Genomic DNA, 24,961 nt, shown 5'->3' with positions numbered 1-24,961 from the left:
CGTCCCCGCTCGCTGGACCCGGAGGTCGGGTGGTTCTCTTCTATATTTAAGGTTTCTCGTCGAGACCAGAGCACTGCAGTATTGTGCATGGCAACATGATCATTTTCCATACGGACTGAAATGTCCACCCTGTGGCTGCCCCGCCATCTGGCTAGTTCGCCCAGAACCGGCCCATCCGCTTCCGGCCCATCTCAGCCGTCATCGGCGCAAGCTGATTTGGACCGAGCGCCGGATCCTGCGGCTTACTCGATCAGTTGCGGCTGTTGAGATGCCGCACCCTTCGCAGTTGCGGAAACAGCACCGCCCACAGTCCGGCGACGGCAATCGCACCGACGCCGCCGATCACCACCGCCGGCACGGTGCCGATCAGCGCCGCCATGGTGCCGGCGCGGAACTCGCCGACTTCGTTGGAGGCGCCGACGAAGACCTGGTTGACGGCGTTGACGCGGCCGCGAACCTCGTCGGGTGTCCACAGCTGGATCAGCGTCTCCCGGATATAGACGCTGAACATATCGGTGGCGCCGAGGCCGGCAAGGGCCAGGATCGACAGCCAGGTGATGGTCGAGACGCCGAACAGCACGGTGAAGGCGCCGAACCCGGCGACGAAGCCGAGCATGATCTTGCCGGCACTGTCGCGCAGCGGATGCCCGGCAAGCCAGACCGCGACACAGATGGCGCCGATGCCGGGCGCCGAGCGCAGCAGGCCGAGGCCCCACGGGCCGAGTTCCAGAATATCGCGGGCATAGACCGGCAGCAGCGCCGAGGCACCGGACAGAAGCACGGCGAAGAGGTCGAGCGAGATGGCGCCCAGGACGATCTTCTCGCTCCAGATATAGCGGAAGCCGGCAAACAGCGTTTCCATGGTCGGCTTGTCGGTGGCGCTCTGCTGGGCCGGTTTCGGAATGGTGAAGATCAGCAGACCGGCCACCAGCATCAGCACGGAGGCAACGGCGTAAGCGGCTTCGGCCGAGACGCCATAGAGCAGGCCGCCGGCGACCGGGCCGACAATGGTCGCAGTTTGCCAGGCGGACGAGTTCCAGGCGATCGCATTGCCGAAATCTTCCGGCGGAACAAGGTTGGCGAACAGCGACGACGAGGCCGGCCCATAAAAAGCGCGCGCCAGGCCGAACATAGCCAGCACGATGAAGATCGGCAGCGGGCTGACGAGACCGCGCAGCGTGAAGTACAACAGGACAAGCGCACAACCTGCCTCGACTACCGTCGCCAGCGCCATGATCAGGCGGCGGCCGAAACGGTCGGCGACAACGCCGGTGACCAGCACCAGCAGCAGCGACGGCAGGAACTGGACGATGCCGACAATGCCGAGATCGAAGGGATCGCGCGTCAGATCATAGATCTGCCAGCCGACGGCGACGGACACGATCATGGTGGCGAAGGTGGTCAGGAAACGCGCCGCCCAATAGCTCAGGAAGGAGCGATGGCGGAAGGCGGCGTAACGCCGGTCAGGCGGTGTATGGGAATGGGACGTCATGGATACAGGCCCCGTTGCTTGCATTGGCCGGCGGGGCACTTCCCGGAAATGGGCGCTGTTCCGGCCAATGAAACTTATCAAAGTTCGGGGCGCGTATGCGTGAAAATCGGGCCTGGATCAAGCGGTTTTCCAGCCGCTCGCCCGATTGCACGCGCACGTTACTGCCTCAGCGCGGCGGTGATGGCGTCGAGGCCGCCCTGTAATTCCGCCTCTTTCGGCCAGCCGAAACCGACGCGGAAGAAGCGCTTGGGCATATCGAACCAGTGGCCGGGACCGACATAGGTGCCGTGGTTTTCCAAGAGATTGACGTAGAAACGGTCGAGGTCGAAGTCTGGACTGACATTGAGCCTTGGAAATCCGACGACGCCGCCTTGTGGCCGCACCCAGTCGACCAGCGGCTCGCGGTCGATCCAGGCTTGCACGATGTCGCGGCGTTTCGCCATCTCGGGCAGCAGCGCGGCCAAGAAAGCGTCGCGGCGCTCCAGCATGCCGCGCGCAATGCTTTCGTCGATGACGCTGCCGCAAATGCCGATCTGCTCCTTGGCGGCGAGGAAGCGCTCCTGCAGTTCGGCATTGCTGGTGATCAGCCAGCCAATGCGGATGCCGGGAATGCCGAAGGCTTTCGACAGCGACGAGACGCTGATCGCCTTGGGGCTGAGAGAAGCCGCCGCCGGCAGGCGCTGTCCATAGGAGAGGTCGCGATAGGTCTCGTCGACCAGCAGATGGCAGCCGCTCGCTTCGGCCAGCGCAATCAGCGCGTCGAGATCGGCCCGGCCCATCATGGTGCCGGTCGGGTTGTGCGGGCAGGTGACGCTGATCAGCTTGGTGTTCGGTTGCATGCTGGCGGCGACGCGGCCGAAATCGATGGCAAAGCCTGCGTCGAAATCGAGATCGACATAGGAGATGGCGCAGCCGATCGCCTTGGGGGTCTCGATGTTGGTGGCGTAGTTCGGCCGGACGACGACAAGGTGGTCGCGCTCCGACAGAAGCGAGGTCGAGATGATGAAGAGCGCGCCCGCCGCACCGGCGGTCACCAGAACATCGTCAGCGGAGATGCCTTTGTCTTGCGCTGCGATCAGCGCCCGCAACTCCTTGTCGCCGCGATGCTCGCCGTAGAACAGCATGAGATCCGGCAGCGACAGGCCGACGTCGGAGAGTTTCTGATCGGCGATCGAGCTTTCGGAGAGATTGAAGCGGATGCGATCGTAGCCGTATTCCTCCGGCGCCTCTTTCTCGATCACCATTCTGGCGTAGTTCATCGCTGCTCCCCCAAAGCAATCTCTGTGGTGTACAAAAGCACGAAGCCTGCCAAGGCTCATTCGCTGGCAGGCTTCTGTTCCAATCGTCCAAACGATTGGCTCAGCGCCGAGGCGCTGAGCCCACTCAGGCCGGGACTTTGGCCTTCCGACCCTTGGCTTTGGCTGGCGGCGCCACTGCGGCCTTGCGGCCGAGGCCGATCGACTTGGCCAGCTCGGAGCGCGACGCCGCGTAGTTGGGGGCAACCATCGGATAGTCGGCCGGCAGGCCCCATTTGGTACGATAGGCTTCCGGCGTCAGGTTGAAATGGACGCCGAGATGGCGCTTCAGCGATTTGAATTTTTTGCCGTCCTCGAGGCAGATGATGTAGTCCGGCGTCACCGACCGCTTGGGATTGACGGCCGGGATCTGCGGCGCCGCCACTGGGGCCGGCGGCTGGCTGAGCCCGCCGATCGACGCCGCAACGCTGGCGATGAGATCGCTCAGGCCGGCAACGGGCAAGCGGTTCTTCTCGACGTAAGCGGACACGATATGGGCGGTAAGCTCGAGCAGGTCGATGTCCTTGTCAGAGTCGTTGCTGTCGTCGGCCAATTTATCTCTCCGTCGCTAGGGGGGTGGCGGAAACTCCCAGAGTGGTCCCAGCGGAGCCGGAAATCCGCTCTAGTCATTTGTCTTGCCGCATATGTGCGGTTGCGCCAGATGATTCCATCCGGTGCCACCGATCTAATCGCCAAATCTGCGTAACGCAATGACTTCGTATCGCGCCACACGTCATTTTGAACAACTATACTGAATTTTAATACTATCAGACGATGAGCGCCTTGTCGCGCCATAGTCGAAAACCGCCCTCGAAAGCGCGCGTATTGTCGCCGCGCCTGGATGTGGCGGGCAATTCATCCAGTCTGTCGACATTGCCGCCGCCGATGACGACATAATCCGGCTGCAGCGCCGCACGCAGCCGCCCGACGACGTCGAAAACGTATTTGCGCCATTTCTTCTTGCCGTATTTCTCCAGGCCGCGCTCGCCGACATAATCTTCGAAACTGCCGCCCTTGCGGTACGGCAGATGCGCCAGTTCCATCGGCTGGCCGACATTGTTGAGGATCATCGCCGCGCCCAGGCCGGTGCCGAGGCCGAGGAACAGCATGCGCCCGCCATCGTAGCTGCCGATCGCCTGCAGCAGCGCGTCGTTGACGACCTTGACCGGCTTGCCGAAGGCGGCGGCAAAATCGTAGCCGTCCCAGCCCTTGCCGAGATTGGCGGGATCGAGCGAAGGCCTGTTGTGCCTGACCGGGCCGGGATAGCCCATCGAGATCACGTCATAGGCCAGCCCTTCGGCCAGCGTCTTCACCGTGGCGACCATCTGCTGCGGTGTCAGGTCCGGTCCGGAATCGGCTCGGCGCATCTCGCCGCCTGCGCTGGTGAGGATTTTCACATGCGAGCCGCCGACATCGATCGTCAGCACGATCGGTTCGGCCTTGGCCTTCGCGGGCCTGGCTGCCTTGGCCATGTCGTTTCCTCCGCTCACTTGGCGCATTCCCCCGTTTCAGGGAACGGGGGAACGCTCCAACTCTTTGTTTTTACGCAATTCCGGACGGAAAAACCGCTCGCACCTTCCTGAATTGCTCAACTCGGATTGATCCAGCCGTTGGGCGGCCCGAAGCTGGCCATGGCGTCGGCCGGCCCCCAGGTCTTCGGCTCATACATATGCGGCGGCGTGGTGTCGCCGAGCACCGGGCCGACAATGCGCCAGGCAAGCTCGCTGGCATCCTGGCGGGTGAACAATTGGCCATTGCCGTTCATGGCATCGCCGATCAGCCGCTCATAGGGCGGCATGTCGCCCTTCGAATCGTCGAGCGCGGTGAGCTCGACCTGCTCGCCGACCATGTCGTCGCCGGGTGCCTTGCGTTGCGCGCCGATCGAGATCGCCACCTGCGGGTCGATGCGGAAGCGCACGTAATTGGCGTCGCTGGGCTTGATCGGATCGAAGACGTCCAGCGGCGGCCGCTTCAGCCGCACGATCACTTCGGTCACATGCACCGGCATGTTCTTGCCGGTGCGGATGAAGAAGGGCACGTCCTGCCAGCGCCAGGTGTCGACCATGAAGCGCACGGCGGCAAAGGTTTCGACCGGCGAGTTCGGCTTCACGCCGGGTTCAGCGAGATAGCCTGTGAACTGGCCGCGCACGACGTCGTCCTTGGTCAGCGTGCGGATGGCGCGCAGCACCTGCACCTTCTCGTCGATCAGATCGTCGGCCGAGCGGCCGACCGGCGGTTCCATGGCGAGCAGCAAAAGGATGTTGAGCAGATGGTTCTCGATCACATCGCGGATAGCGCCGACATCGTCATAGAATTTGCCACGGCCTTCGACGCCGAAGTCCTCGGCCATGGTGATCTGTACGCTTTCGACGAAGTTGCGGTTCCAGATCGGCTCGAGAAAGGAATTGGCAAAGCGGAAATAGAGCAGGTTCTGGATCGCCTCCTTGCCGAGATAATGGTCGATGCGGAAGATCGACTGCTCTTCGAACACCAGATGCAGCACGCGGTTCAGCCAGCGCGCCGATTGGAGATCGTGGCCGAACGGCTTTTCCACCATCAGCCGCGCGCCATGCGCGGTACCGGATTGCTCCAGCCCCTGGACGACGGTCTCGAACATGGTCGGCGGCACCGCCATATAGTGCAGAGGCCGCTGCGCCGAGCCGAGCGCCGTCTTCAGCTTCTCGAAGGTCGCGCCGTCGCGGTAGTCGCCGCTGACATAGCGCAGCAGACTGGCGAATTTGGCGAAGATCTTTTCGTCGATCTTGCCGAGAGCGTTGACGATGCCGTCGCGGGCCCTCGCCTGCAATTGGTTGATGTCCCAGGCATCGAAGGCGACGCCGATCACCGGCTCGGTCAGCGTCCCCTTGGCTACCATCTGGTAGAGGGCCGGAAATATCTTCTTGTGGGCAAGGTCGCCGGTTGCTCCGAAGAGCACCAGCGTGTCGGACCGTTCCGGGCTCATCTTGCGCGTCTCCCCTGCGGCCTTCACTTGCCGGCCTTTGGCTTTTCGACATGGCCGCCAAAGGCATAGCGCATGGCCGACAGCAGCTTGTCGGCGAATTCGGATTCGCCCTGCGAGGAGAAGCGGTCGAACAAAGCCGAGGACAGAACCGGCGCCGGCACGCCGGTGTCGATCGCCGCCTTCAGCGTCCAGCGTCCTTCGCCGGAATCGGAGACGCGGCCGCCGAACTGGGCCAATGCCGGGTCGCTCTTCAGTGCGCCGGCGGTGAGGTCGAGCAGCCACGAGCCGATCACACTGCCATGGCGCCAGACCTCGGCCACCTGCGGCAGGTCGATGTCGAACTGATAGTATTGCGGGTTTTCCAAAGGGCTGGTCTCGGCGTCCGCAGTGCGCTGTCTTTTGCCGGCATTGGCCGATTTCAGGATGTTCATGCCTTCGGCGTAGGCGGCCATGACGCCATATTCGATGCCGTTGTGGATCATCTTGACGAAATGACCGGCGCCGCTCGGTCCGCAATGCAGGTAGCCAAAAGGTGCGGTTCCGCCCGCCTTGTCGGGCGTGGCGCCGGCATCGGCGCCGGGCGCCAGCGTGGCGAAGATCGGATCGAGGTGTTTGACCGCCGTATCGGGGCCGCCGATCATCAGGCAATAGCCGCGCTCCAAGCCCCAGACGCCGCCGCTGGTGCCGACATCGACATAGTGCAGGCCCTTGGCCGCAAGCTCGGCCGCCTGGTCGACAGCGTCGTGATAATAGGAATTGCCGCCGTCGATGATGATGTCGCCGGGCTCCATCAATGCTGCCACCTGGTCGGCGATCTTGCCGGTGATCGCCGCCGGCAGCATCAGCCAGGCGCTACGCGGCTTGGACAGCTTGCCGACGAACTCTTCCATGGAGGCGGCGCCGATGGCGCCATCGGCAACCAGGCCGGCAACGCTTGCCGGGTTGATGTCGTAGACGACGCATTCATGGCCGTCGCGCATCAGGCGGCGCACCATGTTGGCGCCCATCCTGCCCAGTCCCATCATTCCGATCTGCATGGTCTTGTCCTAGTCGCTTGAGGAAAGAAAAGAAAATTGCTGGCGAGTTAGTTCTCAATGCCGACGGTGAAGTCGACATTCTCCCAACGGTCGCCGTCGGGCCAGAAAAAAGTGAAGACGATCGTATTACCTCGCGGAATATCGGCCACCGGCAGATCCGCCAGATGGACGCCAAAGACATTCACGGACGTGCTGATTTCATGGCTGGTCTGCCACTGGTCGCCGCTCCAGCGGATCAGTGCCGGCTGCAGCAGTTCAACCCGCAGCGTCTTGCCGGCTTCCATGGTGCGCAGCCTGTTGTTGAAGCGCCATATCCTCAGCGGCGAGCCGGTCTTGTCCCTGACATAGCGCTTGACGCCTTGCGGCGGCATGTCGAAGACGGCGCCGTCGCGGAGCGAGCGCAACAGCTTGATGTGTTCCGAATGCGCCCAGACCAGCGGCATGGCGCTGCCCGACGGCCTGCCCAGCCACAATTCGCGCTCCGGTATGTCGGCGCCGTCCCAGACCTGTTCCGGCAGCAGACCGCCCACGCCAGCCGAAGCCTCGAATGTCCTGAGCAGGCTTGCCGCCTTGGCCTTGTTACCGGCGGCCAGCTCGTAGTGGGCGCGTTCGCCGGCCAGCAACGGCCAGGGCCGGCCCTGGCCGTTGCCGTCGAAGGGGGCGCCGTCGGCGTGTTCGCCATAACCGTCGCTGGTGTAGCGGTACCATATAGGCCCTTGCGGCAGGTCGCAGCGCAGTTGCGCGTCGATGATCTTGACCGTGCCGACGATGCGCGGATCGTCCGCGGCCCTGAGGCCGAAGCGGACCAGCGCCAGCGCGTCCGGGCTGACAATCGCTTCGGCCGGCTTGTCGGTATCGCCCGGCGGACGGTTCTTGATCGGTACGAAGCCGTCCTTCGGCGATGCGGCGCCTGAACCGTCGGCCGGCGCGATGCGGATGTAGTAGCCGTCGACGCCAGCCTCGTGGCACTCCGGTGTGCCGCTGACATAGGTCCAGCGCTCGATCTGGTCGTTCCAGTAATCCGCGACCTCGCGCAAATAGTTAGCCGGCTCCGGTTTTCCGTCAACGTCGAACAGATCGGCGGCGCCAAGCAGTGCCGATATTTCGACGGCGAGCGTGAATGGGCTGTAGCCGGCATCCTCCTCCCAGCGGTCCTGCCCGGTGACGGGGCCGTTGCGCACGACATAGGACGCTGCTTTCTCGACCATCGGCATGAAGGCGGCGAGCTTTGCGCGCGGCAGGTGGCCGGCGCGGTGCAGCGCATCGGCAAGCAGCAGCGGGAAGGCGCATTCGTCCATCTGGATGCCCGGCCAATAGAGCGAGCCGTCGAGCCACACATTTTGTGGCCAGTGGCCGTCCGGCTGCTGGATGGAACAGAGATAGGCGAGGATCTCAAGCGCCTGCGCCGGATCGCCGGCGGCGAGGAAGCCGCCCGCAGTTTCCACAAGGTCGCGCGGCCAGACCAGATGATATCCGCCAAGGTCGTCGTCGCCCTTGCTCGCTCCCCAGGGGATCGACAGGCTGGCAACGGCCGCGCCGGGCCTCGCCAGCGACAGGTGCGTCGCCAGCACCGCTGTGCTGACGCGGTAGGTGTTGAGGCCGGATGCATCATGGTGGTCGAGCGGCGTCAGGCCTGCCTGCCATTTCCGCCATTTCGCGACATAGGCCTTTGCCGCCGGCTCAAAACCGCGTTTCAGGCTGGCGGCGGCGTTTTCGGCGGCTTCATCCGGCGTCGCCCCAAACCCAAGCGCAAGCAAGGCTTTGCTGTTGGCTAAGGAAAAGCCGATCTCGCCGGTCAGCGCGACATTGCCGTCCTCCGCGCTTTGGCAGGCCGGATCGAGCCGGCCGGCGCGGCTGAGTTGCTGCCAGCCGTCGGAAAAGCCTGCATAGCCGGCCGAGCAGTCGCCCCAGGGCAGCGAGGAGGCAAGCGCCAGGCAGACGCCGCGCCCGGACGCAAACAGCATCGGCTTGCCCTTGTGCTCGCCGATCCAGGCGGTGTTGGCCATGCCGGCATTGACCAGATGCGGCGCCAGCAGGGCGTAGACGCGGTAGTCCGTGGCCACGCCCTCGAGTGCCGTGAAGCTGGTTTCCTGCAGCAAGGCCGGGCGCGCCGGATCCGCCAGGATGCGCTTTTCGACCCGGTAACAGGCCGTCGCGTTGACCAGCCGGTAGGCGGGCACGCCGTCCTCGAACGGCTCGATGGCATGTGTGGCGTCACGCTTCTCCTCGGAAAACCAGCCGCCGGGACCGGTGACCAGCAGTCCCATGTCGCGCGTGCAGGCGCTGTCGAGGCCGGGATAGTAGACTTCATTGACGATGCCATGGCTGAGCGTGAACCAGACGCGGCTCGCCGTTGAAAGCGCGGCACCTACGCCGCTCTTGGCGCTTGACGTCCAGCGCGCCGGAATTCCGGGCGCGCCCATTCTTTTGGGTGCACTGGGGGGAAGGGTCGGCGGCGTCGCTGCCATGCATGGTCTCCTGGGCCCTTCCCTAAACCAGCAGGCGAAGGCTTTTCAATCATCGCACCTGAAGTTGATCGCCAAAGCGTAACCGATCGCAGTTGACAAGCGAGCTCATCTGCATTTGTCTGACAATAGATAAAAAACAGGCAGACAACGCCAAAACCATCTGCAACAGTCGGCGGGCCGACAATCTATGGGAGGATTATGACATGAAGACACTGCTCGTCCTGAGCGCTCTGGCGGCGATGCTCGCCTCGGGCACGGCGCTTGCCGACACCAGCGGCAAGAAGATCGCCTTCTCCAACAATTACGCCGGCAATTCGTGGCGCCAGGCGATGCTCGACAGCTACGGCATCGTCACCAAGAAGGCGGTGGAGGATAAGATCGTCGGCGCCGCCGACATCTTCACCACCGCCGACAAGGAAGTGCCGACCCAGGCTGCCCAGGTGCAGAACCTGATCCTGCAGGGTTATGACGCCATCGTCATCAATGCCGCATCGCCGGATGCGCTGAACGGCGCCATCAAGCAGGCCTGCGATGCCGGCATCGTCGTCGTCTCCTTCGACGGGACGGTCACCGAACCTTGCGCCTACCGCGTCGTCGTCGACTTCAAGGATATGGGCAAGCAGGAAGTCGAGCAGATGGCCAAGTTCCAGCCCAAGGGCGGCAATTTGCTGGAAATCCGCGGCCTTGCCGGCACCTCGATCGACGATGCCATCCATGCCGGCATCCTCGAAGGCGTCGCCGCCCATCCCGAGTTCAAGATCGTCGGTTCGGTGACCGGCGACTGGGACCAGACGACGGCGCAGAAGGCGGTCGCGACGATCCTGCCTTCGTTGCCCGACATCGTCGGCATCGTCGACCAGGGCGGTGACGGTTATGGCGCGGCACAAGCCTTTGCCGCCGCAGGCAAGCCGCGTCCGACCATCATCATGGGCAACCGCCAGGACGAGCTGAAATGGTGGAAGGAGCAGAAGGACAAGGATGGCTACCAGACCTGGTCGGCCTCGATCGCGCCCGGCGTGTCGTCGCTGGCCTTCTGGGTGGCGCAGCAGGTGCTCGACGGCCGCACCGACATTCCGCATGACCTTTTGGTGCCGTATCTCGCCTTTACCCAGGACAATTTCGAGACCGAGCTGCCGAAAATCAAGGAGGGCGGCGTCGCCACCCACGAATACAGCCAGGAAGACGCAATCGCGGCGATCAAAGCCAATATCAAGTGATGCATTGCATTCATTGCCAGCGGCATGACCGACCGGATATCGTTGAGCATGCCTGAGGCCAATACGGACATCATCAGACTGGGCGGCGCCGAAAAACAAATCGGCGCCGCCCATTTGGACATCATCAGGCTGAACGGCGCCGAAAAACATTTCGGCGCCGTTCGGGCGCTTAACGGCGTCGATTTTTATGTCGCATCAGGCGAATGCGTCGGGCTGGTCGGCCACAACGGCGCCGGCAAGTCGACGCTGATGCATATGGTGGCCGGTACACTGCAGCCCGATGGCGGTGAGATCGCGGTGCGTGGCAATGCCGAAACCGACTACTCGGTGGCGCGCGCGCTGAAACTCGGCATACGCTGCGTGTTCCAGGAACTGTCGCTCTGCCCTAACCTCAGTATCGCGGAGAATACGCGCATCAACCATCCGGCGCTCACCGGCTTCGGCTGGCGACGCAAGGCGGCTGCTCTCATTGCCGCCAAGCTGGACGAAATCTTTCCGGATCACGGCATCTCGGCGGACGACATTGCCGGCGATCTCTCCATCGGCCGGCGGCAGATGGTCGAGGTGGCGCGCGCCTTCACGGTGACGCGCGATCCGCTCGACCTGGTCATCCTCGACGAGCCGACCTCTTCGCTGGACGCGCATACTGCGGGCCAGCTGCTTGCCTTCGTGCGCCGTTTCGTCGCCACCGGGGGCAGCTGCATCCTGATCTCGCATGTGCTGGGCGAGGTGCTGCAGAATGCCGACCGCATCGTGGTCATGCGCGACGGCAAGGTGGTCGCCACGGACGTTGCAAAAGCGTTCGACCGCGACCGGCTGGTGACGACGATGGGCGGCGCGGAAGCGCGCGAGAAGATCGCGGCGGAGATCGCCGCCAGGCCGGCGGCGGGCCCGCTCAGGGTGCGGGCGCGGCCCGAGCGGCAGCAGGACGGCAAGGAGCTTGTCGCCCGCGCCGGCGAGATCATCGGGCTTGCCGGGCTTGCCGGCCATGGCCAGACCGACCTGTTGCTGGCGATCTTTGCCGCCGCGACGCGTAGAAGGCTTGATATCGAGGTGACCGCCCCGGTGGCGCTGGTGGCCGGAGACCGCCAATCGGACGGCATTTTCCCGCAATGGTCTATTGCCGAAAACATCGGCATCCGCTCGCTGGCGCGGCTGCGCAAAGGGTTGCTGATCTCGCCGCAGCGCGAGGCCGAGCTTGCTGAGTTTTGGAAGCAGAAGATCGGCATCCGCACGCCTGACATGACCAACAACATCTTCTCGCTGTCCGGCGGCAACCAGCAGAAGGCGCTGTTTGCCCGCGCACTGGGTTCCGATGCGCAGATCGTGCTGATGGACGATCCGATGCGCGGCGTGGACATCGGCACCAAGCTCGAGGTCTACGATCTCGTGCGCGAGGAGGCGGCCAAGGGCCGGACCTTCCTCTGGTACACCACCGAGACCGAAGAGCTCGACAATTGCGACCACATCCATGTCTTCAAGAACGGCCGCATCGTCGCCAATCTCACGCGCGACGAGCTGACCGAGGAAAAGATCATCCAGTCCTCATTCGGCGACGCGGCCTGAGATGACGGCAGTCGCTCCCGGCCCTACGTCCTCGCCGCGCAGCAGCGCGGCCCGCGCGCGCCTGCTGCGCAGCCTGTTGCCGGCGCTGTCGCTGGCGCTGGTGGTTATCGCCATCGCCTGGCTCAACCCACGCGCCATCAGCTATTTCGGCTTCAGCCTGATGTTGAACCTCGCTATTCCGATCGCGCTGGCGACGATCGCCCAGATGTTCGTCATCGCCGGCAATGAGCTCGATCTGTCGATCGGCACCTTTGTCGGCTTTGTCGGCTGCGTCACCGCGACCTGGCTGAAGGACGCGCCGCTGCTCGGCGTGATCATCCTGCTCGGCTCCATAGGCGTTTATGCGCTGCTCGGCGCACTGATCCATCTGCGCAATCTGCCGTCGATCGTGGTGACGCTGGGCATGAGCTTCGTCTGGCAGGGGCTTGCCATTCTGGTGCTGCCCAAGCCCGGTGGCAAGGCGCCGGACTGGCTCTTGTCGCTGATGGCCTTCAAGCCGCCCTTCATTCCGTTCCCTATCATCGCCGCGCTGGCGATCGCAGCGGTGGTGCATTTTGGGCTGATGCGCACCTCCTATGGCGTCATCCTGCGGGGATCCGGCGGCAATCCGGCGGCGCTCAGGCGCGCTGGCTGGTCGCTGCTTCGAACCAAGATCGTGCTGTTTGCGCTGACCGGCCTGTTCGGCGTTCTGTCCGGCATGGCGCTGATCGGCATCACCACCTCGGCCGACGCCAATATCGGCAATGGCTACACGCTGCTGGCGATCGCCGGCGTCATTCTCGGCGGCGGCGAGTTCGTCGGCGGCCGGGTGTCGCCGATCGGCGCCGTGCTCGGCGCGCTGACACTGGCGCTGGCGGCATCGCCTCTGCTCACCTTCATGCACATTCCGCCGGATTGGCAGGTCGCCGCCAACGGCGCCATCCTGATCATCGTGCTGGCAGCCCGCGTCCTGATCAGCCGCAGGGAGAGGTAGCGATGACGCTGGTTAAATCGCTGGCCGCCAAACCCTGGATATGGTCGTTCATCGGCGCGATGTTCGTCTGGCTGGCGACCATCGCTTTCACCGGCGGCTATGGCGGCGGTGGCATGGTCACGGCGGCACTGTCGCTGGCGGTGTTCACCGTCATCGTCGGAGTCGGCCAAATGTTCGTCATCACGCTCGGGCCAGGCAATGTCGACCTGTCGCTGCCGGCCAATATCGGGCTCGCCAGTGCCGTCGCCATGAAGGTCATGGGCGGCAGCGATTCCATGATCGTGGTCGGGCTGCTCGCCGCGCTCGCCTGCGGCGCCGCCATCGGTGCCGTCAACTATCTCCTGATCTGGGCGCTGAGGATCCCGCCGATCATCGCCACTCTGTCGGCCAGCTTCATCATCCAGTCGATCGACATCAGCTATGGGCGTGGCCTGCAGATCAAGCCGCCGCCCGGCTTTGCCGATTTTGCGAACTGGCAAATCCTGGGCATTCCAGTGCTGGCGATCCTTACCGTATTGTTCAGCATCGGTGCGGCCATCGCCTTGCAGCGCATGATCTATGGCCGCTCGGTGCTGGCGATCGGCCAGAACATCCGCGCCGCGTGGCTTGCCGGCGTCAATGTCGGCCGCACCCGCTTCCTGACTTACACGCTGTCGGGCGCGCTCGGCGGCATGGACGGGGCGCTGCTCGCCGGCTATTTCCGCGGCGCCAATGTCGATATCGGCAACGAGTACCTGCTGGCCTCGATCGCCGTCGTCGTCATCGGCGGCACCTCGGTCGCCGGTGGCAAGGCCAATGTTCCCGGTGTCTGGGGCGCGGCGCTGTTCCTGGTACTGCTTCTGACCATGCTCAACACGTTCGGCGTCAGCGCCGGCGTTCGGCTGTTGCTGACCGGGCTGATCATCGTCGGCGTCATCACCGTAGCCGGCGGCGAGAAAGCGGTACGCTAGCGCCGGCTCCTGCCAGCGACACCGCCAAATTTGACCATGTGGACAAAAGTCCGCACCCGTTCCATAGTTCCGCGTCTGATTTCGGAACAGCCGGCTCGACACGGCTGTCAAACAGAGGGGCACTAGATGGAAAACCGGAAAAACAAATCGCAATCGACCGGCCTGTCGCGGCGCGACGTGCTGGAACTCGGCGCACTTGGCTTGGCCGCAGCCATGCTGCCGGGTGCAGCCTTCGCCAAGGACAAGAAGCTGAAGGTGGCGGCGATCTTCGCCACGCCGATCGAGGAGCCGTGGGACAACCAGATCCACGTCGCCCTGCAGAAGGCCGAGAAGGAACTCGGCATCGAATACAAATGGTCGGAAAAGGTGCAGACCGCCGATTTCAGCCGCGTCATGCGCGAATATGCGCAAGGCGGGTATCAGCTGGTGCTGGGCGACGCCTTCGCCGCCGAGCGTGAATCGCGCCGCACGGCAAAGCAGTTCCCGAAGACGGCATGGCTGTTCGGCTCGGGCGCCGGGCCGGCCGAGCCCAATTTCGGCGTCTTCGACAACTGGATCCACGAACCGGCCTATCTCTCCGGCATGATCGCCGGCAAGATGTCGAAGTCGGGCACGATCGGCGCGGTGGCGGCCATGGGCATTCCGGAAGTGAACCGGCTGGTCAACGCCTTCTTTGCCGGCGCCAAGGAGGTCAATCCCAACATCAAGAAGAAGGTCGCCTTCATTGGCTCGTTCTTCGATCCGCCCAAGGCCAAGGAAGCGGCGGTCGCCCAGATCGATGCCGGCGTCGATGTCATCTATGCGGAGCGCTTCGGCGTCATCGAGGCGGCGGTGGACAAGAAGATCCTCGCCATCTCCAACATGTCCGACCAGTCGAGCCTCGGCCCCGACACGGTCATAACCGGGCCGGTCTGGGACATGTATCCGACGGTCGAGCAGGCGATCAAGCTGGTCAAGGCCGGTGTCTTCACCGCGCAGGACTATGGCGATTTCTCGCGCATGGCCAAGGGCGGGTCGTTCCTGGCGCCCTACCATAAATTCGACAAGACGCTGCCGGCGGATGTGAAGGATCTGGTCGAGAAGAAGAAGGCCGAGATCCTGGAAGGCAATTTCCGGGTGGATGTCGACGAGAACACGCCGGTTTCGGATTAGCTCGGCGTACCCCTCCCCCTTGAGGGGAGGGTGGCCCGCAGGGCCGGGTGGGGTCCTCCGCGAAGTGCTCCATCCTGCTAAGTCATAGGTTGAGGCAGTTGAGGTGACCCCACCCGCCTCGCTTCGCTCGGCACCCTCCCCTCGAGGGGGAGGGGTATCTCCGCAGGAGCACCTTTGTCCGCCCCTCTCATCGAAATGCGCGCCATCACCAAGAGCTTCGGCGCCGTCAAGGCGAATGAGGCTGTCGATCTAAGCGTCGCCCCAGGTGAGATCCTCGGCCTGCTGGGCGAAAACGGCGCCGGCAAGACGACGCTGATGAATGTGCTGTTCGGCGCCTATGCGCCGGATGCCGGCGAAATTCTTATCCAGGGCAAGACCGTGCGGATCACCAGTTCGGCCGATGCGCTGGCCGCCGGCATCGGCATGGTGCACCAGCATTTTCATTTGGCGCCAAGGCTGACGGTCCTGGAAAACCTTCTGATTGGCATTCCCGGCAAATCCGGCCGCATCGACCGCGCCGGCGGACTTGCCCGGTTGTCCGACATCAGACGTCGGCATGGGCTGACGCTGGACCCCAACCTGCCTGTCTCCGCGCTGTCGGTCGGCGAGCAGCAGCGGCTCGAAATCGTCAAGGCGCTGTTTCGCGGCGCCAGGCTGTTAATCCTCGACGAGCCGACGGCGGTGTTGGCGCCGAGCGAGGTCGACGGGCTGTTTTCGGCGCTGCGCTCGATGGCGGCGCAGGGGCTCGGCATCATCTTCATCTCGCATAAATTGAACGAGGTGCGGGCGCTCACCCATCGCTGCACCGTATTGCGGCACGGCCGCGTCGCCGGCCGTGTCGACGATCCGGCGAACACGACATCGGCAGAAATGGCGCAGCTGATGTGCGGCCATGAGATCGTGCCGCCGGCAAGAGGACCTTCGACCCCAGGCGCGGCGGTGCTGACGCTCGACGGTATTTCCACCTCACGGCATTCGGGGACGCCGCTGCGCGATGTATCGCTTGCCGTTCGCGCGGGCGAAATCCTCGGCATTGCCGGGGTCTCCGGCAATGGCCAGCGGGCGCTGGCCGAGGTGATTTCCGGCACGCGCGCGCCCGACGCCGGCGCGATGACGATAGCCGGCAAACCTGTTACGCGGTTCTCGCCGCGCGAGGTGCAGGCGCTCGGCCTTGGCCGCATCCCGGAAGACCGTATGACGACCGGGCTGGTCACCAATCTGCCGCTCGCCGATTCCATGGTGTTGCCGCGCATTGGTACTGCGGCTTTCAGCAGCCGGGGCCTGCTCAAGCCAGATGCGATCCGCGCCTTCGCCGAAGAACAGATCAAGGCCTATGACATCAGGTGCCCCGGGCCGATGACCCGCGCCGGCGCGCTGTCGGGCGGCAATCTGCAGAAGGCGCTGCTGGCGCGCGAACTGGCTTTCGACCCGAAGGTGCTGATCGTCTCGCAGCCGACGCGCGGCCTCGACATCGGCGCCGCCCGCTTCATCCACGAAAAATTCCTCGACATGCGCGCCAAGGGCTGCGGGATCATCGTCATCGGCGAAGATCTCGAAGAGCTGCTGGTGCTCTGCGACCGCATCGCGGTGATGTATGAGGGCCGCATCGCCGGCACGCTGGACAGCGCCGATGCGACCATCGCGCGGCTTGGGCTGCTGATGACCGGGGCGGAGGGGCATAGCTGATGTTCCGCCTCGAAGCCCGCAGTTCCACCCCCGCCTGGTTCAATCTCGCTTTGCCGCTGCTGGCCATCGGCGCAGCGCTGGTCCTGTGCAGCGGCCTCATCGCGCTGGCCGGCGCCGGCGTGCTTGAGGCCTATGGCGTGATGCTGTCGGCCTCGTTCGGCGACAGCTATGCCATCACCGAAACGCTGGTGCGCGCCGCCCCGATGATCTTCACCGGGCTGGCTGTGGCCGTCGCCTTCCGGGCCAAATTCTGGAACATCGGCGCCGAGGGCCAATTGCTGGCCGGCGCCGTGGCCAGCTGCTTCGTCGGCGCCATCCCAATGCCGGGTGCGCTGGCGATCCTGTCGATGGCGCTGGCGGGCGCTGCTGCCGGTGCCGCGGTAGCGCTGGTGCCCGCGACGCTCAGGGTCAAATTCAAGGTGGACGACGTCGTCAGTTCGCTGCTGCTCAATTCGGTCATCTACTATGCGCTGATGGCGCTGATCGAGGGGCCGTGGAAGGACTCGTTCAGCGGCTATCCGATCTCGCCGCCGATCGAGGATTCGGCGAATTTCCCGGTGCTGCTCGAAGGCACAAGGCTGCATCTGGGTGTCATCGCCGCGTTGATCGCGGCCCCGTTGATCTGGTTCCTGATCGTGCGCACCACGCTCGGCTTCCGGATCAGGGTCACCGGCGAAAGCCCGGAAGCCGCCCGCTATGGCGGCATACATGTCGAGCGGGTGCTGATCTCGACGGCGCTGCTGTCGGGCGCGCTGGCCGGGCTTGCCGGCGTCGGCGAGGTCGGCGGCGTGCATTTCCAGGTGATGAGCGACATTTCGCCGGGCTATGGCTATTCCGGCATCGTCGTTGCCATGCTGGCCAGGCTCAATCCGCTCGGCGTCGTACCGGCGGCGATCTTCCTGGCCGCCGTGATGACCGGCGCCGAAGCGATGTCGCGCGCCACCGGCGTGCCGGCGTTCCTCAGCGATGTCATCCAGGGCACGGCGCTGCTCGCCATGCTTGTGGCGCTGCTGTTCACGGCCTATCGCATCCGCCGCGTCGGCGCCTTATGAGCGCGGTGTTCGAACAGATCTTTCAGGTCGGCTTCCTCGCCGCCATTATCCGCATCGCCACGCCGCTGGCATTTGCCACGCTGGGCGAGATGTTCTCCGAGCGGGCCGGCGTGCTCAATCTCGGTATCGAAGGCATCATGCTGCTCTGCGCGATGACCGGCTTCACCGCCGCCAGCCTCAGCGGCAGCCTGTGGCTCGGCGTGCTGGCCGCGGTGTTGACCGGCATGGCGATGAGCGCGCTGCATGCGCTGTTCACGGTGGCGCTCGGCCTCAGCCAGCATGTCTGCGGCATCGGCGTTACTTTGTTCTCGTCCGGCCTTGCCTATTTCCTCTACCGTCTGACCTTCGGCCAGCAATCGGTGCCGCCCAGCATCAAGGGTTTTCAGACGGTGCCGATCCCGCTGCTGTCGGATATTCCGGTTCTGGGGTCAGCGGTTTTCAACCAGTTTGCGCTGGTCTACTTGGCAATCATTGCCATCCCGCTCGCTGCTTTCGTGCTCTACCGCACGCCTTGGGGGCTGTCGGTGCGGATGGTCGGCGAGAACCCGCGCGCCGCTGATTCCGCTGGGGTCAGCGTCATCGCCACGCGCTTCCAGGCGGTCATCCTCGGCGGTGCGCTGATGGGGCTTGCGGGCACCTTCCTCACCATGGCACAGTTCAACGCCTTCACCTTTGGTGTCGTGTCGGGCCGTGGCTGGGTGGCGATCGCGCTGGTCGTGTTCGGCCGCTGGGACCCGTGGCGCTCTGCGGGCGCGGCGCTGCTGTTCGCCTTCGTCGATGCGCTACAATTGCGCATGCAGGCGAGCGGCCTCGGGCATATTCCCTATGAGGCGTTCTTGATGCTGCCCTTTATTTTCACCATCGTCGCGATGGCCGTGATGTCACGCAACGCGGTTGCGCCGTCGGCGCTGCTGAAGCCGTTTCGACGAGAAGAGCGGTAAGGCGAGTAGGACTTGGCGCCCTTCCTCTCCCTCCGGGGGAAGAGGTGGCGCTGCGAAGCAGCGCCGGGCCGGCAACCCCCCTCCCCATTGTTCCCACCGGGCGCCCTTAAATCTCCCTTCCCCCACGTGGCGCCCCCCCCCCCTGCGCGCTTCGCTCGACACCTCTCCCCCGATCGACGGGGGAGAGGAAGGGCGCCAAGCCTGGGATACTCACATCGCCGTAAAACCATTATCGACAAACAGATGCGTGCCATTGACGAAGCTGGACTCATCGCTGGCGAGGTACAGCGCTGCCTTGGCCACTTCCTCCGGCTCACCGATGCGGCCCTGCTGTGCGGCCAATGCGGCGTCCGACACGTCGACGCCGAGCTTGCCGAGATCGGCGACCTCGCGCAGGCCGTGCGGCGTGCGGATGAAGCCGGGACAGACGGCGTTGCAGCGTATGTTGCGGTCGCGGAATTCGACTGCGATGGCGCGCGCGAACATGTGGCAGGCGCCCTTGGTGGTGTCGTAGAGCACCTCCATGGGTGTGGCCGCCACAGCCGAGATCGACGAGGTGCAGACGATCGAACCGCCACCGGCAGCGATCATGCCCGGCAACACGGCGCGCGTCATCAGGAACATCGAGCGGACATTGACCGCATGCAGCCAGTCCCATTCCTGCACTGTCGTCTCCAGGAACGGCTTTATCACGATGGTGCCGGCATGGTTGAACAACACCGTGGCCGGGCCGAGCCTGGCAGTCGCCGCCTTCACTGCGGCCTCGACCTGCGCCTCGTCCGAGACGTCGGCCACCCAGTGTTCGGCGATATGTCCCCGCGCGCGTATCGCCGCCGCAATGGCTGCCGCCGCCTCGCCATTGCGGTCAATGATCGCCACCTTGGCGCCTTCGGCGGCGAACAATTCCGAGGCCGCTCCGCCCATTCCGGTCGCGCCGCCCGAGATGATTGCAATCTTGCCGGCTAGTCTTGTACCCATGTTCTGTTCCCCGTTCCCGATCGAAATAATCCGCATTTACGCCGGAATGGCGATGCTATCGTCTATGCAGACGTCGGCCAAGCTTGTCGCTCGCTTGTCTCCAACAGGGGTCTCCCAGCAATGCCAAACCAAATAACAAGGACTACTGAGAAAATCATTCTACATATCTCCAAAAAATAGCACTCGACAAAGTCTACTGATTTTATAGATTAATCCGCAAGACGGAGGTCGATATGTCCTATATCCAGAACGCCGAGACGGACCGCACCAGCCAGAGGCTGGCCAATAGCCAGGCTTTCCGCCCGGCCTATGCCGGCGCTTTCGCCTATCTCGTCTTTGCCCTTGCGTTCGTGTTCACCGGGGCAGTCGTGCTCGGCTTGATTCCCTGACCGATCAGGCCGAAAGGGTGGCGACCTAGCGCTTTCAGTGAGTGACCGGAGTTGATGAACCGAACGCGGACGCGCTTTGGCGCTGATGCTTGTTTTTACGCATGTCGTCGTCTCAAAACCGGGGGCGACATACATCCAACGTGATGGAGGAGATGGCAATGCCGATCGAGTTCACGCATGTTCCCGGTAAAACGCACGCCGCCGATGCCGGTTCGGCCGTACCGTTCTTCTATGATTTCGTCGAGACGGCGACCAAGCTGTCGCTGATCGAGGATTCCGGCTTCCAGAACATCGTCGTCGACGACCCGGCCGGGCTGTTGACCAATATGGACATCGCCGCCCAGGCGCTGGACCGCACCGCGTCGCTGGAAGTGGTGCTGACGCACTGGGCCGGCGTGATCGCGCCAGCCGTTGCGGCGCGGCAACTGGCGGCGCTCGACGCCAGGAGCGGCGGCCGGCTGGCGCTGAGGATGCTGAGCGAGCCGCTGGATGACGACGATGCCGAGACGCGTCCGGTCGGCCACACCGTGGTCTGGCAGCGAATCGACGAATATCTGGTGCTGCTGAAGCGGCTGTGGTCGAACGACCGGCCCTTCGACCATGAAGGTGCATTCTACAGCATCAAGGGTGGCTATGTGCCGCGCAAGGGGCCGCATGGCGTCGACGTGATCATCCGCATGGGTGGCCAGTCCGGCACCGCGCTCAAGGTCGCCGGCCGCCATGCCGACGTGTTTGAACTCACGGCTGGTTCGCTCGACGAGATCCGCCAGCTGATGGAACGGGCGCGCAGCGCCGCCGCCGAGCATGGCCGCGCCGGCAAGCTGCGTTTTGCGCTTCCGGTCCGGGTCCGCTCGGAGGGTGGCGCCTCTACCGTCGGCCACAAGGCGGTCGAACTTTCCGGACCACCGGCGCAGATCGCCCTGTCGCTGCTGCCCTATGCGGCGCTGGGCATCAGCGAGTTCATGATCGTCGGTGTCGACCGGCCGCGCGAGATCGCCAGCGTCGGCCGCGAGACGATCGCGCTCTTGCGCAACTCGCTGGCACGCCGGGAGGCGGAGGTGCCGCAGCCCGGCGCGTTTGCCTCGCGGGGCGGGTCGGATATTCACGCAGGGTGAATTTGCGGGTGGAATGAAAGCTATTTCGTAGCGTTCCTTCACACCCCCCTCTGCCCTGCCGGGCATCTCCCCCGCAAGGGGGGAGATTGGCAGCTTCGAGGTATCGCTCAGCTCTTCGACGTTGGAGAGTGGCGAAAGCGGTTGAGCACTTGATCTCCCTCCTTGCGGGGGAGATGGCCGGCAGGCCAGAGGGGGGTGCTGCCCCTCCAGCGTCAAATGGTTCCCAACGCCTTCGCTTTGGTAATCTAACCAGCTTTCCCACTCGACCGCTCCAGCGCCTCCAGCACCGCGCCAGATTCCGTCAGCGCACCAAACACCCCGTCCTCCACCGTCACCATATGCAGCGCCGCGTCATGCGCGTATTGGTCGCCGCTGGCGCAGGCGTCGGCGATGGTCAGGCACTGGAAATTGAGGTCGCAGGCCTCGCGCAGCGTCGTGTGCACGCAGACATCGGTCGTGCAGCCGGAAAAGATCAGATGGGTGATGCCGCGTGCGCGCAGCACAAGCTCCAGATCCGTATAGGTGAAGGCGCTGTTGCAGGTCTTGTCGACGATGATGTCGTGCGGCGCGACGTCGATCTCGGCGACGATCTGAAAGCCGGGGCCGGAGCGCAGCAGCACGTCGGTGCCTTCGAGACCCGCCCGCTTGCGGCGCCATCTCTCGTACGGCGTCATGTCGGCCATGTCGCCGCGATATCCCTGCATGGTGTGAATGATGGTGAGGCCGGCCGCGCGTGCCGCTGATATCAGTCGGTTGACCGTAGGCAGGATGGCGCGCAGCGGCGCGGGGTCATAACCCTTCCTGGCGAAATAGCCGGTCGGCGAGAGGAAATCCTCCTGCAGGTCGATGACCAGCAGCGCGGTGTTTGCCGGCACCAGCCGGCCGTCATAGGGGAAATCGAACGGTATCGCCTTGATCATCGTAGCCTGCCTCAATTGCTGCTCGGCATCGTGGCCCAGCAACCCTGGGCCGTCCATCCCTCGGTGCGACGACACTAGGTAGACCGATGCCAGGACGATGTGCCGTTGAGACATCGCGCCCACAATCGTCGGCCAAAAAGCCATCTTGTTTGTTGACTACAAAGCTCATGTTTTATAGTCAAGCAGGGGCACTCGGCCGCCTGAATTGTTTTCCAGCGGCGGTGCCGCGTTTGAGAGAAGCCAGAATCCGTGGCTGGAGTTTTCGGGGTCGAGATGGGGGTGTTCCCGCATCCCGTCACCGGCCAGCCGATCGGTTACGTGCAATGACGAAGCGAGGACGAAGCGTGTCCAGAAATGGTTTGTTGGCGGCGCTGGCCGCGGTCATGCTGTCGGCCGGCAGCGCTGCTGCGCAAGAGCAGCCAAACACGCAGCCCAGGGTGACGACGGTGCCCGCTGCAGATCCCCAGTCGGCGCCAACCGTAGTCGAACAGCCCGCACCGGCTGCGCCTGTCGCGCCGGCTTCGCCAACTGCCGGGCAGGCGGCGCCGACCGCGCCCCAGCCGGCAAACCAGCCCGGTGCATCCGCGCAGGCCGAGCCTTCGGCAATATCGCTGACGCTGCCGCACGATCTGTCGCCCTGGGGCATGTTCATGGCCGCCGACATCATCGTCAAGGCGGTGATGATCGGGTTGGCCTTCGCCTCGCTCGTCACCTGGACGGTGTGGCTGGCCAAATCGCTGGAGATTCTCTTCGGCAAGCTCGGCGCCCGGCGCGCTGCGCGCGCCATCGGCAATGCCGCCACACTGCGCCAGGCCGGACGCTCGCTTGGCAACAATGGCGGCCCCGGTGCGCTTTTGGTGCGGGCAGCCGAGGAAGAGACTGCCCTTTCGGCCGGTGCGCTCGGCCATGTTACCGGCGACGGGCTGAAGGAACGAGTGGCGTCGCGCCTGTCGCGCATCGAGGCGGCGGCGGCGCGGCGCGTGTCGCGCGGCACCGGCGTGCTGGCGACGATCGGCTCGACGGCGCCCTTCGTGGGCTTGTTCGGCACCGTCTGGGGCATCATGAACGCCTTCATCGGCATCTCGCAGGCGCAGACCACCAACCTCGCGGTCGTCGCGCCCGGCATCGCCGAGGCGCTGCTCGCCACGGCGATGGGCCTGGTCGCGGCCATTCCCGCGGTGGTCATCTACAACGTCTTTGCGCGGTCGATAGCCGGCTACCGGCAGCTTCTTGCCGATGCCTCGGCCGGGGTCGAACGGCTGGTCAGCCGCGATCTCGATTTCCGCACGGTGCCGCAGGCGCCCGCGCTGGCGGCGGAGTGATGGGCCATGGCGGCTAGAATTCGCGAGACTATCGACGGCGATCTCGAGGAAAACCACGAGATCAACGTGACGCCGTTCATCGACGTCATCCTGGTGCTGCTGATCATCTTCATGGTCGCTGCCCCGTTGGCGACAGTTGACGTCAATGTCGATCTGCCGGGTTCGACCGCGACACCGGCGCCGCGGCCGGAAACGCCGCTGTTCCTGACGCTGAAGGACGATCTGACGCTGGCGATCGGCAATGACAGCGTGCCGCGCCAGACTTTTGCCTCCGTGCTCGACGGCAGAACCAAGGGCGACAAGCAGATACGCATCTTCCTGCGTGCGGACCAGGCGGTCGGCTATGGCGAGTTGATGGAGGTGATGAACCTGCTGCGCGGCGCCGGTTATCTGAAGATCGCGCTGGTCGGGCTGGAGACGGTGCCGGCGGACGCATCCGCGCCGCACCCGGGCGCCGCCCCATGACGCAACTGGCCGCGGCCGTTCCCACCGCCGACCCGCCGCGCGCCGGCGCGCGCGAGATCGGTTTGTGGGCGGCTGCGGCCATTGTCATTGTCGGCGCGCATGTCGCAATCGCCTATGCCGTGCAGAGCTTCAGCCTGGCCAACATGGCCGATGGCGGCCCGCCGCCGGCTGTGGCTATCGAGCTGTCGCCGATGATGGTGGCGCCGGCGGTGCGGGTGGACTCAGCGGCCGACGTGGTGACGCCCGAGCCGCCGAACCAGATCGAGGAGGCGGTTGCCGAACTGAAGCCCGTCGTAGAGCCCGAGCCCGGTCAGCCGGAGCCGGTCGCCGAGAAGACGGAAGCGGTTCAACCCGCCGCTCCGATCGAGACGGCAGCGGCCGAGCAGCCCGATCAATCGCCGCCGCTGGATGAGGTGGTGCCCGACATCGTCCCGACCATAGCGCCGGATGTGGTCATTCCGCTGCCCCAGACCAAGCCGGCGGAGACCAAGCCGGTGGAGGCCAAGCCGATCGAGAAGGCGAAGAAGGCTGCCGAAAAACCCAAGCCGAAACCGAAAGAGAAGAAGGAAAAGGCCGCGCCGGGGAAAGCGGTCGTGACCGCCAGTGTCGATCAAAAGGCAGCGGCGAAGGCGTCGGCGCCGAAGGCTTCGCAATCGAGAGGATCATCAGTCAGTGCAAGCAAATGGAACTCCCAGCTGATCGGATGGATCAATCGGCACAAGCGCTACCCGAGCGCGGCAAGGTCGCGGCGCGCCGTGGGTACCGCAAATGTGACCTTCGTCGTCAGCGCTTCGGGCAAGGTGACCTCCGTCCGGCTGACACGATCTTCGGGGGACGCCGATCTCGATCGCGCCGCGCTCAGCATTCTGCAGGGTGCGACGGTGCCCGCGCCACCGCCTGAGAAGGCCGGTACGTCTGTCGTGGCGCCTTTGATGTTCACGCTGCGGAACTAGAAGCAGCCGGACAAGGTCGATCCCATGA

22 protein-coding genes are annotated in these 24,961 nt (G+C 64.5%); 13 read left to right on the top strand and 9 right to left on the bottom strand.

The annotated features are described in order from the left end of the window. Positions 1 to 250: 250 nt before the first annotated feature. The 7 genes from NKH38_RS26330 to NKH38_RS26300 all read right to left on the bottom strand — a co-directional run bounded on the left by NKH38_RS26330 (position 251) and on the right by NKH38_RS26300 (position 9,254). Entirely contained in the window at positions 251 to 1,492 is a 1,242-nt protein-coding gene (locus tag NKH38_RS26330) for an MFS transporter (protein ID WP_023670472.1), read from the bottom strand. Between the two features lie 158 nt (positions 1,493 to 1,650). Further along, positions 1,651 to 2,751: an aminotransferase class I/II-fold pyridoxal phosphate-dependent enzyme gene (locus tag NKH38_RS26325; protein WP_352765099.1), complete on the bottom strand. Its 1,101-nt coding sequence runs from the start codon at positions 2,749 to 2,751 to the stop codon at positions 1,651 to 1,653. 124 nt (positions 2,752 to 2,875) lie between these two features. Continuing rightward, entirely contained in the window at positions 2,876 to 3,340 is a 465-nt protein-coding gene (locus tag NKH38_RS26320) for a Ros/MucR family transcriptional regulator (protein ID WP_023730212.1), read from the bottom strand. A gap of 214 nt (positions 3,341 to 3,554) precedes the next feature. Continuing rightward, positions 3,555 to 4,259, bottom strand: a complete 705-nt coding sequence (locus tag NKH38_RS26315; RefSeq protein WP_023730211.1) for an ROK family protein — start codon at positions 4,257 to 4,259, stop codon at positions 3,555 to 3,557. A 116-nt stretch (positions 4,260 to 4,375) separates the two neighbouring features. Further along, positions 4,376 to 5,749 (bottom strand): glucose-6-phosphate dehydrogenase, encoded by a 1,374-nt coding sequence (gene zwf, locus NKH38_RS26310; RefSeq protein ID WP_023687745.1) that lies wholly within the window; start codon positions 5,747 to 5,749, stop codon positions 4,376 to 4,378. A 23-nt stretch (positions 5,750 to 5,772) separates the two neighbouring features. Further along, positions 5,773 to 6,786, bottom strand: coding sequence for a phosphogluconate dehydrogenase (NAD(+)-dependent, decarboxylating) (gnd, locus tag NKH38_RS26305; RefSeq protein WP_023694463.1), 1,014 nt, complete (start codon positions 6,784 to 6,786; stop codon positions 5,773 to 5,775). 47 nt (positions 6,787 to 6,833) lie between these two features. Further along, complete coding sequence (locus NKH38_RS26300) at positions 6,834 to 9,254, bottom strand: glucan 1,4-alpha-glucosidase (RefSeq protein ID WP_352765101.1); 2,421 nt, start codon at positions 9,252 to 9,254, stop codon at positions 6,834 to 6,836. A gap of 203 nt (positions 9,255 to 9,457) precedes the next feature. On the opposite strand from NKH38_RS26300, the gene NKH38_RS26295 reads away from it, so the two are divergent. The 8 genes from NKH38_RS26295 to NKH38_RS26260 all read left to right on the top strand — a co-directional run bounded on the left by NKH38_RS26295 (position 9,458) and on the right by NKH38_RS26260 (position 18,791). Then, entirely contained in the window at positions 9,458 to 10,471 is a 1,014-nt protein-coding gene (locus tag NKH38_RS26295; protein WP_023670464.1) for an ABC transporter substrate-binding protein, read from the top strand. Positions 10,472 to 10,519: 48 nt separating this feature from the next. Continuing rightward, on the top strand, positions 10,520 to 12,037 hold the full coding sequence (locus NKH38_RS26290) for a sugar ABC transporter ATP-binding protein (RefSeq protein ID WP_352740978.1): 1,518 nt from the start codon (positions 10,520 to 10,522) through the stop codon (positions 12,035 to 12,037). A 1-nt stretch (position 12,038) separates the two neighbouring features. Beyond that, positions 12,039 to 13,010, top strand: a complete 972-nt coding sequence (locus NKH38_RS26285) for an ABC transporter permease (protein WP_023694460.1) — start codon at positions 12,039 to 12,041, stop codon at positions 13,008 to 13,010. Between the two features lie 2 nt (positions 13,011 to 13,012). Further along, positions 13,013 to 13,960 (top strand): ABC transporter permease, encoded by a 948-nt coding sequence (locus tag NKH38_RS26280; protein WP_352538938.1) that lies wholly within the window; start codon positions 13,013 to 13,015, stop codon positions 13,958 to 13,960. 126 nt (positions 13,961 to 14,086) lie between these two features. Then, the gene (locus tag NKH38_RS26275) at positions 14,087 to 15,112 is read left to right on the top strand and encodes a BMP family protein (protein ID WP_023670460.1); all 1,026 of its coding nucleotides are present in this window, start codon (positions 14,087 to 14,089) and stop codon (positions 15,110 to 15,112) included. Positions 15,113 to 15,286: 174 nt separating this feature from the next. Then, positions 15,287 to 16,798 (top strand): ABC transporter ATP-binding protein, encoded by a 1,512-nt coding sequence (locus tag NKH38_RS26270; protein WP_352765104.1) that lies wholly within the window; start codon positions 15,287 to 15,289, stop codon positions 16,796 to 16,798. Continuing rightward, positions 16,798 to 17,850, top strand: a complete 1,053-nt coding sequence (locus NKH38_RS26265) for an ABC transporter permease (RefSeq protein WP_023806411.1) — start codon at positions 16,798 to 16,800, stop codon at positions 17,848 to 17,850. Before NKH38_RS26270 ends, NKH38_RS26265 begins: the two co-directional genes overlap by 1 nt. Beyond that, positions 17,847 to 18,791: an ABC transporter permease gene (locus NKH38_RS26260; RefSeq protein ID WP_023702405.1), complete on the top strand. Its 945-nt coding sequence runs from the start codon at positions 17,847 to 17,849 to the stop codon at positions 18,789 to 18,791. The genes NKH38_RS26265 and NKH38_RS26260 overlap by 4 nt, the downstream gene beginning before the upstream one ends. Before the next feature lie 210 nt (positions 18,792 to 19,001). On the opposite strand, the gene NKH38_RS26255 is transcribed toward NKH38_RS26260, so the two are convergent. Beyond that, complete coding sequence (locus NKH38_RS26255; RefSeq protein WP_352765162.1) at positions 19,002 to 19,769, bottom strand: SDR family NAD(P)-dependent oxidoreductase; 768 nt, start codon at positions 19,767 to 19,769, stop codon at positions 19,002 to 19,004. Positions 19,770 to 20,002: 233 nt separating this feature from the next. Here NKH38_RS26255 and NKH38_RS26250 point away from each other — a divergent pair, with 233 nt between their 5' ends. Continuing rightward, positions 20,003 to 20,158, top strand: coding sequence for a hypothetical protein (locus NKH38_RS26250; protein ID WP_023670454.1), 156 nt, complete (start codon positions 20,003 to 20,005; stop codon positions 20,156 to 20,158). 158 nt (positions 20,159 to 20,316) lie between these two features. After that, positions 20,317 to 21,273: an LLM class flavin-dependent oxidoreductase gene (locus tag NKH38_RS26245; RefSeq protein WP_352765236.1), complete on the top strand. Its 957-nt coding sequence runs from the start codon at positions 20,317 to 20,319 to the stop codon at positions 21,271 to 21,273. Positions 21,274 to 21,518: 245 nt separating this feature from the next. Here the strand turns inward: NKH38_RS26245 and NKH38_RS26240 are convergent, their stop codons facing one another. Beyond that, entirely contained in the window at positions 21,519 to 22,193 is a 675-nt protein-coding gene (locus tag NKH38_RS26240) for a cysteine hydrolase family protein (RefSeq protein ID WP_352765259.1), read from the bottom strand. Between the two features lie 344 nt (positions 22,194 to 22,537). On the opposite strand from NKH38_RS26240, the gene exbB reads away from it, so the two are divergent. From exbB to NKH38_RS26225, 3 genes are read left to right on the top strand one after another with little or no spacing between them, the layout of a single operon-like run. Next, on the top strand, positions 22,538 to 23,515 hold the full coding sequence (gene exbB / locus NKH38_RS26235) for a tonB-system energizer ExbB (RefSeq protein WP_352749145.1): 978 nt from the start codon (positions 22,538 to 22,540) through the stop codon (positions 23,513 to 23,515). 6 nt (positions 23,516 to 23,521) lie between these two features. After that, the gene (exbD, locus tag NKH38_RS26230) at positions 23,522 to 23,980 is read left to right on the top strand and encodes a TonB system transport protein ExbD (protein ID WP_352765238.1); all 459 of its coding nucleotides are present in this window, start codon (positions 23,522 to 23,524) and stop codon (positions 23,978 to 23,980) included. Continuing rightward, positions 23,977 to 24,933, top strand: a complete 957-nt coding sequence (locus tag NKH38_RS26225) for an energy transducer TonB family protein (RefSeq protein ID WP_352765240.1) — start codon at positions 23,977 to 23,979, stop codon at positions 24,931 to 24,933. Before exbD ends, NKH38_RS26225 begins: the two co-directional genes overlap by 4 nt. Positions 24,934 to 24,961 lie beyond the last annotated feature (28 nt).

This window comes from Mesorhizobium sp. M1078, assembly GCF_040318615.1.
Lineage (GTDB): Bacteria > Pseudomonadota > Alphaproteobacteria > Rhizobiales > Rhizobiaceae > Mesorhizobium.
Note: the sequence above shows the minus strand (reverse complement) of the source record. Positions and strands in the feature narration are given on the sequence as shown.

What these genes read in the sequence shown, in the direction of transcription:
- NKH38_RS26295 (WP_023670464.1), top strand. Translation starts at nt 9,458, where the DNA reads ATGAAGACACTGCTCGTCCTGAGCGCTCTGGCGGCGATGCTCGCCTCG.
- NKH38_RS26330 (WP_023670472.1), bottom strand. Translation starts at nt 1,492, where the DNA reads ATGACGTCCCATTCCCATACACCGCCTGACCGGCGTTACGCCGCCTTC.
- NKH38_RS26245 (WP_352765236.1), top strand. Translation starts at nt 20,317, where the DNA reads ATGCCGATCGAGTTCACGCATGTTCCCGGTAAAACGCACGCCGCCGAT.
- NKH38_RS26240 (WP_352765259.1), bottom strand. Translation starts at nt 22,193, where the DNA reads ATGATCAAGGCGATACCGTTCGATTTCCCCTATGACGGCCGGCTGGTG.
- NKH38_RS26290 (WP_352740978.1), top strand. Translation starts at nt 10,520, where the DNA reads ATGCCTGAGGCCAATACGGACATCATCAGACTGGGCGGCGCCGAAAAA.
- NKH38_RS26285 (WP_023694460.1), top strand. Translation starts at nt 12,039, where the DNA reads ATGACGGCAGTCGCTCCCGGCCCTACGTCCTCGCCGCGCAGCAGCGCG.
- NKH38_RS26265 (WP_023806411.1), top strand. Translation starts at nt 16,798, where the DNA reads ATGTTCCGCCTCGAAGCCCGCAGTTCCACCCCCGCCTGGTTCAATCTC.
- gnd (WP_023694463.1), bottom strand. Translation starts at nt 6,786, where the DNA reads ATGCAGATCGGAATGATGGGACTGGGCAGGATGGGCGCCAACATGGTG.
- zwf (WP_023687745.1), bottom strand. Translation starts at nt 5,749, where the DNA reads ATGAGCCCGGAACGGTCCGACACGCTGGTGCTCTTCGGAGCAACCGGC.
- exbD (WP_352765238.1), top strand. Translation starts at nt 23,522, where the DNA reads ATGGCGGCTAGAATTCGCGAGACTATCGACGGCGATCTCGAGGAAAAC.
- NKH38_RS26275 (WP_023670460.1), top strand. Translation starts at nt 14,087, where the DNA reads ATGGAAAACCGGAAAAACAAATCGCAATCGACCGGCCTGTCGCGGCGC.
- NKH38_RS26300 (WP_352765101.1), bottom strand. Translation starts at nt 9,254, where the DNA reads ATGGCAGCGACGCCGCCGACCCTTCCCCCCAGTGCACCCAAAAGAATG.
- NKH38_RS26260 (WP_023702405.1), top strand. Translation starts at nt 17,847, where the DNA reads ATGAGCGCGGTGTTCGAACAGATCTTTCAGGTCGGCTTCCTCGCCGCC.
- NKH38_RS26315 (WP_023730211.1), bottom strand. Translation starts at nt 4,259, where the DNA reads ATGGCCAAGGCAGCCAGGCCCGCGAAGGCCAAGGCCGAACCGATCGTG.
- NKH38_RS26255 (WP_352765162.1), bottom strand. Translation starts at nt 19,769, where the DNA reads ATGGGTACAAGACTAGCCGGCAAGATTGCAATCATCTCGGGCGGCGCG.
- NKH38_RS26225 (WP_352765240.1), top strand. Translation starts at nt 23,977, where the DNA reads ATGACGCAACTGGCCGCGGCCGTTCCCACCGCCGACCCGCCGCGCGCC.
- NKH38_RS26280 (WP_352538938.1), top strand. Translation starts at nt 13,013, where the DNA reads ATGACGCTGGTTAAATCGCTGGCCGCCAAACCCTGGATATGGTCGTTC.
- NKH38_RS26325 (WP_352765099.1), bottom strand. Translation starts at nt 2,751, where the DNA reads ATGAACTACGCCAGAATGGTGATCGAGAAAGAGGCGCCGGAGGAATAC.
- NKH38_RS26250 (WP_023670454.1), top strand. Translation starts at nt 20,003, where the DNA reads ATGTCCTATATCCAGAACGCCGAGACGGACCGCACCAGCCAGAGGCTG.